The organism is Bradyrhizobium sp. sBnM-33 (assembly GCF_032917945.1).
GTDB lineage: Bacteria > Pseudomonadota > Alphaproteobacteria > Rhizobiales > Xanthobacteraceae > Bradyrhizobium.
In genome coordinates, this window is record NZ_CP136624.1 from 5,598,152 (window position 1) to 5,612,601 (window position 14,450).

Here is a 14,450-nt window from a genome sequence, read left to right on the forward strand (position 1 = left end):
AATATGAAAACCGTTGCCAATGGCGGTGAAACGCGAGTCAAAACAAACGCTTAGTTTTCACTGAGCCTCGTTTGCTACCGGATTTGCTACCAATTGCTCGATCATTTTGGCTTGGTCGGCCCTCAGCGCATTCTCGATCGTCTCCAGCACAGGCCCCAGCTCGGCGCCCTTGGCATTCACCTGGATCAGGTCAATCACTCGCCGCAGGATCGCCGACTCATCAGGCTCCAGATTGCCCGGCGCTCGTTGCTCGATGCTGATGAACACGTCACGCGGCAACAGCCCGTATGCGATCGTCGCCAGCTTGCAGGGATCTTCGAGAGCTAGGCGCCGCAGAACGGACTCCCCTTGCTGCTCCCAAACAACCGCGAGATCAGCCAGGAGCTGTTCCGAAATCTTTTGACGGGCCCCTATTGGCCTTCCAGCGGGGTTTCCCGATTGTCCCGGCTTCCAGGGTCTTAGTCCGCGCTGTTGGTTCTGTTTCTTCACTGTCCGTCTACCTGTTTATTCACGTTCTGATCTCCGAATGGGACATTGGGACATGACGGGACATTTCCGGACATTGTCCCAGACACCGGGACGGGACGGACAGGGACACACCCCTATAGGGGTGTCCCGTTGTCCCGTTGTCCCGTCCGTCAGGGAATGATCCATATCCACTCTTGGCCTCCCTTGGCTTCTCCGCCGATTAGGCCGGCCTCTCTGGCGGTCTTGAAGTTGCGCGACCATGCTTTCCGCTCGGCTTCGTTGCGGTCGCCGTCGCCATTGCTGACATAACGGGTGTTGTGCAGGGCTCGGACTGCCTTGACGGCCACTGCGCGAACAATGGGGCCGCCGGGAATCTGGTAATCAGTGCCCGCGTCCATCAACGCTTCGTTGAGACAGTCCCGGACAAGCCTTTGTCCCTTCGACCACCCCCCAGCCCTCTTGCCCGCTTGTGGCGAAACTTCCTCGCTGCTGACAATGTTGACCGTGATCGGGTCGCCATCATCGTCCACTCCAAAGTCATGCACTTCCGACTTGAACGAGAAGAGCTGGCCTTCGGGTGCATCATTGGCTTTGGTCACGGTAACGGTTTTGATTTCCTCGCCGCCGATCGTCACCATCACGTCGACGTCGCCCAGGAGCGCGTTCGATCCTCTGGCGCCCCTGCTCTCGTCCTTTCCGGTGTGGCCGATCAGCGCGACATGCACACCCGTGATGTTTTTCACCCGCTGCACGTTGGCGAATACCGCGCCCTGATCCTTGGCGCTGTTCTCGTCCCCGCCGGCCGCGGCAATCAGCTTGGCAAACGTGTCAATGATAACCAGCCCGATATCGGCGCCCAGGATCGTCTTTGCGGTTCTGATCGTGTCGATCACTTTCTTGAAGGCTTCCGGGTGCGTCAGGTCGATAGTGTCGCTGGAAACACAGATCGGTGTACCTGCCAAGCCAAGCCGTTGCCGGTGAGCCCGCAGGCGACGCTTAACGAGGTCTGCCCGCTCTATCGCGAAGTAGACGACGCCTGCAGCGCCCTTGTTCCTGTAGCCGTGCCAGTCGAGACCGGCGCCGACACAGATCGTCGCCTCAGCCAGCAGGGCGGACTTCATCGCTCCAGGCGGGGCAATCCAGGCAGAAGTCTCACCGCGCGCTAAGATGCCCTTTATCAGCCACTTCTTTGCCGGCGGATCCACCTCTATTTCATCGAACGTGACCAGCCGATAGCCGGGCATGGTTGCTGCCCGGTCTTGCTGCACCACCTTGATGTCGAGAGCATTGTTCTGGATGACAGTAAAAGGTGTTGGTCCATGCGGGACCACCTTGATCTCAACGTCGCCCAAATAGTTGCCCGCGGCATCGTAGGCCCCAAGGTCCTCGGGAAATTCTGGTTCGATCATTCAGCGGAGGCCCGTTTGGTACACAGCCCGGACAGGGGCGGAATATAGCCGACGCAACCCGGGGCGAATTCTTCTGCCCAGTCGAGCGCCTGCTGCGGTGTGATATATCCAGCCTTCAGCGCGAGGCCGGCGTTAATCAATTCCTGCCGGATCTCGTCAATGCGGTTGACGGCGCATCGGATCGATCCGAGGGTCAGATCCACCTGGGCCTTGCCCAGCAGTGGAGTGTGAGCGTTCATCGCGGCGCCACTCCATAAACCAGAGGGGCCAGCGTGATCGCGAGGTAGTATCCCAGCGCGAAATGCTTGCGCAGCGCGGTGGATTGTGTTTCTAGTAGGTCGAGCCCGCCGCCAAGCTGCTCAACAGAATCAAGCCCGCTCACCTTTCCGGTGGCGGGTGCTTTTGTTTCTGGGGCCATAAATCAAGCGGTCTCCCGTTTCACTTCAAGCCTCTCCTCCATCGCCTTGACCGGCACTCTCAACAGCTTTCCGATCCGGATCGTGGGGATGTCCCCCCGCTCCGCTGCGGCATAAGACGCGTTCCGGCCAAGGCCGAAGTATTCCCGCCCGGCTTCAGGGACTGAAATCGTTTTCTTCATTGCGCTCGCTCCTGCGTAGGTACCAAATCAGGTACTCGCTTGATTTACCCCAAACTAGGTTGTACCGACAAGTACCAAAACCGGTACCCCGTGTTTTCCCCAGGTACCACTTGTGTTACCTGATGTTTAGTGTTATTTCATGCCTGTTAGTTCAAGCCGGGGGCCAAGATGGCGCGCAAGCCGACAGAATATGTTCAACTCAAGCTGCGGGTCCGGGAGAGCCTGCGTCGCAAACTCGAGCGGGCGGCCGAAAAAAAAGCGCACTCCGCGAATGCGGAGGCTGTCGCACGCATCGAATACACGTTCGCGGATGAGGAGGAATGGGAAGCTCGCGCCAAAGAGATGGAGGAGCGCCGCGACGAGATCGATCAACAGCACCGGGAGTGGCTTGAGGAGGAAGCCAAGCGCGAGGCCGAGCACCAAACCGCCCTTCGAGACAGCCGGCTGCTGACATTTATGGTTGGCAGCGACGACAACGTCACACTAGTTCGAGCCATTATGCACTTGATCAATGAGCATCCCGACTGGAATAAGGATGCGGAAGAGCGGATAAGGCTAGGCCTTAAAATCCAGGAGTTTCTCACCCACGCGAACGATGTTTTTCAGGGGCAGATCAAATGAAGGGCCATATCCGCGAACGCTCGCCCGGCCGTTGGGCAATTGTCCTCGAAGTTCGTGACGAGGCTACCGGCAAACGAAAGCGCCGCTGGCACTCATTCAAGGGCACCAAGCGGCAAGCTCAAGACGAATGTGCCCGGCTCATCACCGAGCTTAAGAACGGCAACGCCATCGAGCCCAACAAGGCGACCGTGGCGCAGTTCCTTGGGCGCTGGCTCGATCATATCAAGACGCAGGTCACGCCGAAGTCTCACGAGCGGTATGCCGGCATCGTCAACCAGAACCTGATCCCTGCCCTCGGCAGCCATCGGCTCAACAAGCTCAAGCCCATCCAGATCTCCGCCGCCTACACGGCAGCACTTGAGGCCGGCCGAAAGGACGGCAAGGCCGGCGGCCTCTCGCCTCGTACCGTCGGGCATATGCACCGCGTGTTGAAGCAGGCGCTCGGGCAGGCCGTGAAGTGGAAAGAGTTGACCCACAACCCCGCCGACGTCGTTGATCCTCCCAAGGTCGAGTGGAAGCCCGTTCAGACCTATGATCTCTCACAGACTGTCGACGTCATAGACGCGGTTCGCGGGACTCCGCTGTTTATCCCTACCCTGCTCGCCCTGCTCTGCGGCCTGCGGCGCGGCGAGATTTGCGCGCTTCGCTGGGGTCGTGTCGATCTCGACGCCGCCAGCATCTCGATTGTGGAAAGCCTGGAGCAGACCAAGGCCGGTTTGCGCTTCAAGTCGCCAAAGAGCGGTAAGGGGCGAACCGTTGCGCTGTCAGGCAGCGTGGTCGAGGAACTGCGCGCCTACCGCGTCAGACGCGCCCAGGAGCTTCTGCGACTCGGCCAGAGGCTTGCCGACGACGATCTGGTGCTCGGTCACGCGGACGGGTCGATGATGACGCCAATCTATATCTCGCAGCTCTGGGCGCGAAAGATCGCAAAGACCAAGCTTGCCAAGCTCCGGTTCCATGATCTCCGACACGCCCATGCCACCCACCTGCTCGCCAATGGCGTCCATCCCAAGGTCGCCAGCGAGCGGCTGGGGCATAGCAAAGTCGGCATCACCCTGGATCTCTACAGCCACGTCATTCCCGGGATGCAGGAGGACGCCGCCGCGATGGTCGATCGCGCGCTGTCGGCAGCCCGTGACAAGTCGAAAAGGTAGCAAAGCGGTAGCAGCCCCGGTTCCGGCGAACAAACGGAGAAAGCCATTGCCCATTAGAATCAAGAGGATAGAATGGAGGCCACGACCAGAATTGAACTGGTGTACACGGTTTTGCAGACCGTTGCGTAACCACTCCGCCACGTGGCCCCATCGGGGCGCACTCATATACGCCCTGCCCCGGATAGGCAACCAAGCAGCGGAAATCCTGTCCCGCGCTGGTTAGCAAACTGACACGGCCCCGAATCGGCCGCCTCAACCGGCGGGCGTATTGCCGAGGCGATTGTTCCGCCGACCCAGCTTGGCGGTCCTTGCGCGGATGGCCCCTATCGTCCGCTTCATTTCCAGCGCGATGGCCCTCGGGGGCTTGCCGCTCCCGATCAGCGAGCGCAGCAGCGCATCGTCTTCCGCCGTCCATTCGGCACCGCTCAGTTGAAAGCGGTCTTCGCAGCCCGTTTCCTTGGCCGGTGCTGCAAACCGTTGCCAGCCCAGCGTCTCATGGAAAATGACGACAAATGCGATCCAGAGCACGATAGCCCGCCCCTCGGACAGGGCGGCGGATTTGAGATGCTCGGCGCTGAACGTCGCCGGCCGCAAAGCATCCAGAGCAGGCCAGATGTCTGAAGCGATCGAATTGACGAAATAGACGTACAGCGACACGAAAGGTCCGGAAACGACGGCACCGATGGCCGCGATCAGCCAAAGCGGCAGTCTTCGCCCCGCTGTTCTGCTCACCAATTGGGTGGCGAGGCCAGTCAGGCACCAGGGCACAATGGCGAGCGAGAGAACATAAAGCATCGCCCCGGCGCCTCCCATGGCGGCCGCATACGGTCCGAGAATGACCGAAAGCAGTGCCAGCACGATCGGAACGCCGCAGAAGAAGATGAGATCGATCAAAGCCTGTTTCGACAGGCGCCAATGCGCCACAAGTTCCATCGCGTCGCTCCGCTTGCATCCGACGCGTCAGTCATAGTGTGAGCGACGGAATCGAGCAACGTGTCCGCACCGTCCAACCTGCCATCTGGCGCGGCCAGGCCGCGTCAAACAAATAGAGTATGCGGACGCGGACGGCGCAGCACCATCGCCGCGCCGTCCAGACACCTGCACTGCTCAGACCCGCTCTATTGCCTGAAGCCGCGGCCGTCCAAGGGCTGGGTCGAGCGAGCGCCGCAATTGCTCCTCCAGTTCATCAAGCAGGAAAAAGCTGACATCGTCGACGGAGCCCTGCCCTTTGGCGAAGGGCTGTTCGAGCAGCCGGATCAGATACAGGACGTAGACGAACATGTAGGTGATGAATCCAAACAGTAGCGCCGCGGCCGGATCGCCCTCCGTCTTCAGCAGGAGCAGCAGGACGATGATCGAGAACACCAGCGTTTGCACGAGGACATGCACCGATGGGACGAATTCGACGCGCTGGATGGTGTAGATGCGAAGCAGCGCCCTGCGGATCGCATCCTGATTGGTGCGAAGGCGTACGACGAAATTCGCAGCCATGCCCATGCCCTCCAGTCGACCGAGAATGGGCGTCAGCTTGCTGAGCTCGTCGAGCACGGGGGAAATGTTCTTGTGGTCGTAGGCACGGTCCAGGCCTTCGCGCAGCTTTGCAACGACCCCGATCAGGATCAGCCGCGCTTCCCTGAGATTGAAGCGCTCGTTGGTCCGCGCGAAGCATTCCAGATCGCCGTCGATTGCTTCGATCGCGGTGCGTAGTGCCGTCGGAATTTGTTCGGCTTCCTTGTAATCCTTGAGAATGCTCGACAGCAGGAAGCCGATAATGAATATCGCGCCACCAATACCGCTGGTCACCAGCCCGTTGAGCTCGAGGAACTCGAATCCGAGATAGTGAACGATTGCCTTGGCGCCGCCGAGTAACAGGACGATGATGCCAACCGTGAAGAACAGGCGGAATTTCTTTCGCAGGCTGATTTCGGCGCCACCGAAAGGAAGATGCGAGCTGATCGAAGACGACAATGCGCGAATATCCTTTCCCTGGAGAACGTACAGGAGACAAGTTCCGTCCGTTCGATTGCGGTATTTGCGGCCCGAATTCGGTTGACTTCGAGGGCGGTGATCCCTCTACGCTTTGTCATCTCGGGCCTTGCGTATACGTGCTGAAGGCGAGCCGCGCCCAGCCCCGCCCGACGTCAGATACACTCGACGCAGATAATTATTAAGCCTGCAAATGGCTCCCCGGCTCCCGCGGCGGCATTGGCGACATATCGCCACAATGCATAGGAACTCGGACGGCGCTTTCAGGCTGCCGTGGGCGGCCTTCTTACCCGCTGGCCGCTATCCGGGCCGCGGCCTGTTGCGGCCGGTCTCACGCGCGTTTGAACATCGAAAGCGCTCACCGAGTGAGCCCCTCGGCCAAAGATAAACTGCTTTGCGTCAATGCCCGGTTGCGCGATTACAATAACATGCTGATGGCCACGACGATGAACGGCGCGGCCACCAGCAAGACCGGCCAAAGCCGGAACATCAGGCCACGAGACTACTCCCTGCAATTTTCTTTTTGAGCGTCTCGCAGACGGTGCGGACTTCGGATGTCATCAAGGAACAATCCTCGATCTGCAGAAAGTAGCGCTTGCCCTCCTCCCGATAATTCGCCGCCAGTTCCTTGATCTCGGACACCATGGCGTGAACGCCGGCAACCATCGCTTCACATCTTTTGGCGGCGTCGGTTAGTTCCGCACCGAGTGCTTCAATCTCTTTCACTGCCGCATCATATTCGCGGACCACAGCTTCGGCTGAGAGTTTGCCGACCTGATTGACCCCTTCCTTGTGCTCGACATAGTCGGGCATTGGGCCTTTCGGCAACGGGTGGTCATCGCTATGGGGTATCTCTTGGATAACGGGCCCTCGCCGGGCGTTGTAGATGAGAGTGCCGATTTCCCCTTCGATTTCATCAGCGTCGAGCAATGGAGAGCGAGTTAGAATTTCAGTGCTTAAAGACATCGACTTTGCTCCAAATTGTTACGCGGAGAGCGGAGAATTTATCACCGTCAATGAGGATGTCATCACTGTCCACAGGCCGCTATGTATTGCAGCGGACATTGGAACCGGGCTCCTAGTGGCCTCAGTCCTGCGAGTGAGGCGACGCGACACTCCTTAAGCGTGAGCGACGCGAACCTGCGCCTAGTATCTATTCGCGAACGTCGTAGTTACCCGCGCTTGCGCCGCCGATAATCCCGCTTCTTCGGCTTTGGTGCCAGTTCCGGCACCTCCGCCTGCACTTCCCGGTACCGTGCCAACATGCGGTCAAAGCTGGCGTTGAGCGCCTCCGCGATCTCGGGCCGCTTCTCGAGCCCGGCGAGCAGCAGGCCGGCGGCCTCGATGGTGGACAGGCCGTCGCGGCGCGGCTCCTTGCGGAGTTTGCCGTAACGCGACGGGCGCTTCGGACCCAGAATGACCCGCTGGCACTTCAGCATCCACGCGTTGCGCCACCACAGCGCCTTAGCCTGGCTCCAGGTGCCGTCGAGCAGCACGATGCCTTCGATGTCGGAGAGGATGGCACGCTGGTGCGGCTCGACCTCGCCCTTGCGGTTGATCGCCACGATCTCGGCATCGGTATCGAGGTCGGCGACCTTGGCGGAGCCGAGATAGAGCACCGCCCAGCGGGAGGGATCGTCGACCTTCCGCCCCAGCGCCTTGGAGAGGCTCGGCCAGGACAGGCCGATTTTGACGACCGCGTCCTTGAAGTGCAGCGCCGTCAGCCGCGCGGTGCCGAGCGCCCTGTCCTGCTCCTGCGGATGCTGCAGGATCAGAAGGGAGATCTTACTCTCGATCGGCGTGATGCTGTCGCAGATGCAGAGCGGCAGCGGCTTGCCGCAATGCGGACATTCCGGGATCGCTTCCGCGCCGGCCTGGGGATTGGATTGGTCTGACATTCGCCCGCTATACGCTTCGTGGCGAGTAATTCAACTATTCGGCAGGCGCGGCGATTGCGGCCGGCCGGGATCGTTGCCGCAGCCGGTCGATCAGGAGGTAGATCACCGGCGTGGTGTACAGCGTCAGGATTTGCGAAACCAACAATCCGCCGATGATGGTGATGCCGAGCGGCCGGCGCAGCTCGGTGCCGGGGCCGGTGGCAATGACCAGCGGAATGCCGGCAAACAGCGCCGCCATCGTCGTCATCAGAATGGGCCGGAAGCGGGCGCGGCACGCCTCGAAGATCGCCTCCGCCGAGGACAGGCCGCGGTGGCGCTCGGCATCCAGCGCGAAATCGACCATCATGATGCCGTTCTTCTTGACGATGCCGATCAACAGAATGATGCCGACAAAAGCGATTACCGTCAGCGGCGTGTTGGTCACCTGCAGCGCCAATAGCGCGCCAAGGCCTGCGGACGGCAAGGTCGAGATGATCGTGATCGGATGCGCCAGGCTCTCGTAGAGGACGCCAAGCACGATATACATCGCCACCAGCGCGCCGAGGATCAGCAGCGGCTGCCGCCCGCTGGTCTTGTTGAAGTCGCCGGCACTGCCGTCGAAACTGCCGCGGATGCCCTCCGGCATATGCAGTTCCTCGACCGCGCGCTGGATATTGGAGGTCGCGACCTCCAGCGGCACATCGGGCAGGAGATTGAACGAGACCGTCGTCGAGGGAAACGATTGCGAGTGGTACACCGCAAGCGGCGACAGGCCGCGCTGGTAGCGCACTACGGCCGATAGCGGCACCTGGGCGTCGTTGGCGCCGGCCACAAAGATCCGCTCGAGGTTGGCGGGATCGCTCTGGAACTTCGGGTCGATTTCCAGCACCACCATGTACTGGTTGCGCTGGGTATAGATGATCGAAATCTGCCGCTGCGCGAACGCGTTGTTCAGGGCGTTGTCGATGTCCTGGACGCGAACGCCGAGGCTTGAAGCGGTCTTGCGGTCGATCACCAGCGACAATTGCAGCCCGCCGGGGTCGCGGTCGCTGGAGATATCGGTAATGCCCTCCACCGTTTCCATGCGCTTGGCGACCAGCGGGGCCCATTTCTGCAGGAGCTCGAGGTTCGTGCTGGACAGCGTATACTGGTAATCGGAATCGCTTTGCCGGCCGCCGGTGCGGATGTCCTGCGCCGCGAACATGAACAGGCGGATACCGGCGACCCGATAGAGATCCTTGCGCAGGCGATCGATCACCTGCGCCGTCGACATGCCGGCCCGCTCCTCCGGCGGCTTCAGGCTGATGAACATGGTGCCGCGGTTGGAGCCGCCGCCGCCCGGCCCGGCGGTGCCGCCGAGCGAAGAGCCGACGGCGGCGACCGCCGGATCGGCCATCACGATATCGGCCAGTTGCTGCTGCAGCCCGAGCATTGCCTGGAACGAGGTATCGGGAGATGCGCGTGTCGCACCGATCACAAGGCCGCTGTCGTCGGTCGGGAAGTAGCCTTTCGGCGTCTTGATGTAGAGCACCACCGTCAGCGCAATGGTGGCAAAGAACACCAGCAGGGTCAGGAACGGGAAGCCGAGCACCGCCCGCAGCGTCCAGGTGTAGAAGGAAACGATGCGCGACAGCGTGCCCTCGACCAGGCGGTCGAACCAGGTCGCGCGATCGGACGTCGCCTCCTTGATGTAATGCGCGCAGATCATCGGCGTGATCGTGAGCGACACGACGGTTGAAACCACGATCGCGAAGGTCAGCGTCAGTGAGAACTCGCGCAGCAGGCGGCCGACGATCCCGTCCATGAAAATCAGCGGCGTGAAGGCCGCGATCAGCGACAGGCTGATCGACAGCACGGTAAAGCCGATCTGCTTGGCGCCTTCGAGCGCCGCCGGATAAGGCGCCATGCCATGTTCGAGGTTACGGTACATGTTCTCGATCATCACGATGGCGTCGTCGACCACGAAGCCGACCGAGATCGCCAGCGCCATCAGCGACAGATTGTCGATCGAGAAGCCGGCGAGCCACATCCCGGCGCAGGTGCCGGCCAGCGCGAGCGGCACGGAAACGCCTGCCGCAATGGTCGGCGTCAGCCGCCGCAGGAACGCGAACACCACCACCATGACGAGAAATGCCGTCGCCAGCAGCGTGTACTGCATGTCGAGCACGCTGGCGCGGATCGTTCCGGTGCGGTCGACGAGGGTCGAAATTTCCACGCCGCCGGGCAGCCACTGCTTCAGTTCCGGCAGCAGCGCCCTCACCCGATCGACAGTGTCGATCACGTTGGCATCACCCTGCTTGGTGATCTGGATCAACACCGCCGGTTGCTTGTTGAACCAGGCGATCGAGCGGCTGTTGCGGACGGAATCCTCGACCTCGGCGATATCGGCGAGGCGGACGAAATTGCCGGCGGAGCTCTTGATGATGATGTCGCGGAATTCGGCCGCGGTGCGCATCTGCTTGTTGGTCGAAATCGTCTCACTCTGGCGACCACCGTTGAAGATCCCGACCGGTCCCAATGGATTGGCGTTGATGATGGCGAGCCGCACGTCGTCGGTCGCAATACCGGCATTCGATAGCGCCACTGGGTTCAGCGCGATGCGCACTGCGGGCTGGTCGGCGCCGGTGACGTTGACTTCGCCGACGCCCGGCACCTGCGAGATACGCTGCGCGATCACGGTATCGGCGACGTCGTACATTGCGCTCGTCGTCAGCGTCTTCGACGTCAGTGCCAGCACGAACACCGGGGCGGCGGCGGGATTGGCTTTGCGAAAGCGCGGCAATGACGGCAGGTCGCTCGGCAGATCCGCCAGTGACGCGTTGATCGCCGCCTGCACGTCGCGCGCGGCGCGGTCGATATTGCGGCCGATCGAGAATTGCAACTGGATGCTGGTGGTACCGAGCGAGCTGGTCGAGGTGATCTGGTCGAGGCCCGCGATCTGGCCGAGCCGGCGTTCCAGCGGTGCGGCAACCGTCGAGGCCATCACGGAAGGGTCGGCGCCGGGCCGCGTGGCGGATACCCGGATCATCGGAAAGTCGACGTTGGGCACCGCCGAGACCGGCAGAAAGACATAAGCGACGATGCCGACCAGGAAGAGCCCGATCGCCAGCAGTGTGGTGCCAACCGGCCGGCGAATGAAGGGCTCCGAGATCGATGCCATCTACTGCATCCCCTCGGTGGCGCCGGCAACCGTGGGTCCGGGCGGCCCTGGATCTGGCACCGCCTTCTCGATTTTGCGATTGATCCGGTCGAGCGCCAGATAGATCACTGGCGTCGTATAGAGCGTCAGTAACTGGCTCAGCAGCAACCCGCCGATGATGGAGATACCGAGCGGAAATCGCAGCTCTGCGCCGGTGCCGCTTTCGATTGCCAGCGGCAGCGCCCCGAACAGCGCGGCCAGCGTCGTCATCATGATGGGGCGGAAGCGCAACAGGCAAGCCTGCACGATAGCCTCAGAAGGCGACATGCCCTGATGCCGTTCGGCTTCAAGCGCGAAGTCGATCATCATGATCGCGTTCTTCTTGACGATGCCCATCAGCAGGATGATGCCGATCAGGCCGATCACCGACAGATCCTGCCCGAACAGCATCAGCGCCAGAATGGCGCCGACGCCGGCGGATGGCAGCGTCGAGAGAATGGTGATCGGGTGGATGTAGCTCTCGTAGAGCACCCCTAACACGATGTAGATCGTGACGATCGCCGCCAGAATAAGCCATGGCTGGCCGGCCAACGATTTCGAGAATTCGGCCGCATCGCCCGCATAGACGCCGACGATGCTGCCGGGCATGCCGATCCGGGTCTCGATCTTCTTGACTGCCTCGACGGCTTCGCCGAGCGCCTCGCCGGGGGCGAGATTGAAACTGAGCGAGACGGCCGGAAACTGCGCGAGATGCGAGATCGCAAGCGGCGCGGTGGTGCGGGTCAGCGTCGCCACCGCCGACAGCGGCACCTGGGCGCCGGGCGCGCCGGCGGTCGTGCTCGCGGCCCCCGGCAGATAGAGTTTCGACAGGATCGACGGATCGCGCTGGTACATCGGCATCGCCTCGAGCACCACGCGATACTGATTGGCCTGGCCGTAGATCGTCGAAATCTGCCGCTGCGCAAACGCATCGTTTAGGGTGTCGTTGACCGCCTGGATGCTGACGCCGAGCTGGCCGGCGCGCTGGCGGTTGATGTCGAGTGCGGCCCGCAAGCCGCCCTCCTGCGCTTCCGACGAGACATCGCGGAACAGCGGATCGCGGCGCATCTCGGCAATGAGCTTCTGCGCCCATAGCGATACCAGAGCCGCATCGGTGCCGGTCAGCGTATACTGGTATTGCGAGCGGCTCGACTGTGTCGAGATCTGTACGTCCTGTACCGGCTGGAAATAGATGGTCATGCCGGGAATTTTCGCTGTGCGCTGTTTCAGCCGGTCGACCACCATGGAAATATCGTCGTGCCGCTCGCCGCGCGGCCTCAGCGTCATCACCAGGCGCCCGACATTGGTGGTCGGATTGACCGATCCGGCCCCGATCACGGAGACCACGCCGATCACGTCCGGATCGGCCTGGATCGCGGCCGCCGCCGTCGCCTGCCGGCTTTGCATCTCGGTAAAGGAAACGTCGGGGCCGGCCTCGGTCACGGCGGTGATCGATGCGGTGTCCTGCAGCGGCAGAAAGCCCTTCGGCGCGATCACATACATCACGAGTGTCGCAATGATGGTAGCGAACGTCAGAACAAGCGTCGCGCGCTGGCGCTGCAGCACCCACAGCAGCGTGCGATGGTAGAAGGCGACCATGCGGTCGATGAAACGGCTGACGGCGGCGAGGCCCGGGACCGTCATCTCTTCCCCGACATGCTTCAATAGCCGCGAACACATCATCGGCGTCAGCGTCAGCGACACGATCGCCGAGGTCACGACCGCGATCGTCAGCGTGAGCGCAAATTCGCGGAACATGCGTCCGACCAGCCCGGACATGAACAATAGCGGAATGAAGACCGCGATCAGCGACACCGTCAGCGAAATCACCGTGAAGCCGATCTCGCTGGCGCCCTTTAGCGACGCCTCCATCACGGACTCGCCGTTCTCCATGTGGCGGACGATGTTCTCGATCATCACGATGGCGTCGTCGACCACGAAGCCGGTGCCGATCGTCAGTGCCATCAGCGACAGGTTGTCGAGGCTGAAGCCGCAAAAATACATGATGCCGAAGCTCGTGATCAGCGACAGCGGCAGGGCCACGCCCGCAATCAACGTCGCGCGTAGTGACCGCAGGAACAACAGCACCACCAGCGTCACCAGCACCACGGAAAGGATCAGCGTGAACTGGACATCGCGCACCGAGGCGCGGATGGTGACGGTGCGGTCGGAGACGATGGTCAGATTGACGCCGGCCGGGATCGCGCGCTGCACCTTGGGTATTTCGTCGCGGATCTGCCTGACGACGTCGATCACGTTGGCGCCGGGCTGCCGCTGGATATCGATGATCACGGCCGGCGTGCCCTGGTACCAGCCGCCGGTCCGATCGTTCTCCAGCCCGTCGATGATGTTGGCGACGTCACCTATCGTGACAGGTGAGCCATTGCGATACGCGATGATGATCGGCTTGTAGGCCTCCGCCGCTGCGATCTGATCGTTGGCGGCGATGGTGTAGGCCTGCTGCGCGCCGTCGAGCGATCCCTTTGGCCCTGAGACGTTGGCGCCCGCGATGGCGTTGCGCAGATCCTCCATCGAAATGCCGTAGGCGGCGAGCCGCGCCAGATCGGCCTGCACCCGCACCGCAGGCTTGAGCCCGCCGAGGATGGCAACGCGCCCGACGCCGGAAATCTGGCTGAGCCGCTGGCCCAGGATCGTATCGGCGATATCGCTCATCGCGCGCAGCGAAATCGTCTCCGATGTCAGCGCCAGGGTCAGGACCGGCGCATCCGCCGGGTTTACCTTGGCGTAAGTCGGCGGATACGGCAGATTCCTTGGCAGGATACCTGCCGCTGCGTTGATCGCCGCCTGCACGTCCTGGGTCGCGCCATCGATGTCGCGGTTGAGGTCGAACTGCAGCGAGATCTGGCTGACGCCGAACGAAGAGGTCGACTGCATCGAGGACAGCGAGGGAATCTGTCCGAGCTGGCGCTCCAGCGGCGCCGTGATGAGCGAGGCGACCACGTCGGGGCTGGCGCCCGGCAGTTGCGTCGTCACCTGCACGGTCGGGAAATCGACCTGCGGCAGCGCCGATACCGGCAGCGCCCAATAGCCGAGCGCGCCGCCGATCATCAGCGCGATCCCAAGTAGCGAGGTCGCGATCGGCCGGCGGATGAACGGTTCGGAGACGCTCATGGCTGCGTGCTCACTTTACGAATTCAT

Annotated in this window: 13 protein-coding genes and 1 tRNA gene; 2 read left to right on the top strand and 12 right to left on the bottom strand. The window is 61.9% G+C overall.

Translation table 11 applies throughout. The features are described 5' to 3' along the window. Positions 1-57 precede the first annotated feature (57 nt). The 5 genes from RX328_RS26160 to RX328_RS26180 form a co-directional block, all read right to left on the bottom strand. Positions 58-489 carry a DUF5681 domain-containing protein gene (locus RX328_RS26160; protein WP_213247147.1) on the bottom strand — a complete coding sequence of 144 codons (432 nt, stop codon included), beginning with the start codon at positions 487-489 and terminating at the stop codon, positions 58-60. A gap of 149 nt (positions 490-638) precedes the next feature. Next, positions 639-1,712, bottom strand: a complete 1,074-nt coding sequence (locus tag RX328_RS26165; protein WP_317258508.1) for an AAA family ATPase — start codon at positions 1,710-1,712, stop codon at positions 639-641. A 161-nt stretch (positions 1,713-1,873) separates the two neighbouring features. Next, positions 1,874-2,116 carry a hypothetical protein gene (locus RX328_RS26170; RefSeq protein ID WP_213247151.1) on the bottom strand — a complete coding sequence of 81 codons (243 nt, stop codon included), beginning with the start codon at positions 2,114-2,116 and terminating at the stop codon, positions 1,874-1,876. Further along, complete coding sequence (locus RX328_RS26175; RefSeq protein WP_213247153.1) at positions 2,113-2,295, bottom strand: hypothetical protein; 183 nt, start codon at positions 2,293-2,295, stop codon at positions 2,113-2,115. The genes RX328_RS26170 and RX328_RS26175 overlap by 4 nt, the downstream gene beginning before the upstream one ends. A gap of 3 nt (positions 2,296-2,298) precedes the next feature. Next, the gene (locus RX328_RS26180) at positions 2,299-2,475 is read right to left on the bottom strand and encodes a DNA-binding protein (RefSeq protein WP_213247155.1); all 177 of its coding nucleotides are present in this window, start codon (positions 2,473-2,475) and stop codon (positions 2,299-2,301) included. 168 nt (positions 2,476-2,643) lie between these two features. Between RX328_RS26180 and RX328_RS26185 the strand changes: the two genes are divergently transcribed. Both RX328_RS26185 and RX328_RS26190 read left to right on the top strand, forming a co-directional pair. Beyond that, positions 2,644-3,096: a hypothetical protein gene (locus RX328_RS26185; protein WP_213247157.1), complete on the top strand. Its 453-nt coding sequence runs from the start codon at positions 2,644-2,646 to the stop codon at positions 3,094-3,096. Next, complete coding sequence (locus tag RX328_RS26190) at positions 3,093-4,250, top strand: tyrosine-type recombinase/integrase (RefSeq protein WP_213247159.1); 1,158 nt, start codon at positions 3,093-3,095, stop codon at positions 4,248-4,250. The genes RX328_RS26185 and RX328_RS26190 overlap by 4 nt, the downstream gene beginning before the upstream one ends. A gap of 73 nt (positions 4,251-4,323) precedes the next feature. Here RX328_RS26190 and RX328_RS26195 read toward each other — a convergent pair. The 7 genes from RX328_RS26195 to RX328_RS26225 form a co-directional block, all read right to left on the bottom strand. After that, positions 4,324-4,397 (bottom strand) — tRNA-Cys (locus tag RX328_RS26195). Positions 4,398-4,502: 105 nt separating this feature from the next. Further along, positions 4,503-5,183 (bottom strand): hypothetical protein, encoded by a 681-nt coding sequence (locus RX328_RS26200; protein ID WP_213247161.1) that lies wholly within the window; start codon positions 5,181-5,183, stop codon positions 4,503-4,505. A gap of 174 nt (positions 5,184-5,357) precedes the next feature. Beyond that, positions 5,358-6,218, bottom strand: a complete 861-nt coding sequence (locus tag RX328_RS26205) for a hypothetical protein (RefSeq protein WP_213247163.1) — start codon at positions 6,216-6,218, stop codon at positions 5,358-5,360. A 507-nt stretch (positions 6,219-6,725) separates the two neighbouring features. Continuing rightward, a complete protein-coding gene (locus RX328_RS26210) occupies positions 6,726-7,202 on the bottom strand; it encodes a hypothetical protein (protein WP_213247165.1) in 477 nt (158 codons plus the stop codon). Positions 7,203-7,408: 206 nt separating this feature from the next. Continuing rightward, positions 7,409-8,134, bottom strand: coding sequence for a tRNA-uridine aminocarboxypropyltransferase (locus RX328_RS26215; RefSeq protein ID WP_213247167.1), 726 nt, complete (start codon positions 8,132-8,134; stop codon positions 7,409-7,411). A gap of 34 nt (positions 8,135-8,168) precedes the next feature. After that, positions 8,169-11,273: an efflux RND transporter permease subunit gene (locus RX328_RS26220; RefSeq protein ID WP_213247169.1), complete on the bottom strand. Its 3,105-nt coding sequence runs from the start codon at positions 11,271-11,273 to the stop codon at positions 8,169-8,171. Next, positions 11,274-14,423 carry an efflux RND transporter permease subunit gene (locus tag RX328_RS26225; protein ID WP_213247171.1) on the bottom strand — a complete coding sequence of 1,050 codons (3,150 nt, stop codon included), beginning with the start codon at positions 14,421-14,423 and terminating at the stop codon, positions 11,274-11,276. It abuts the gene before it with no gap. Positions 14,424-14,450 lie beyond the last annotated feature (27 nt).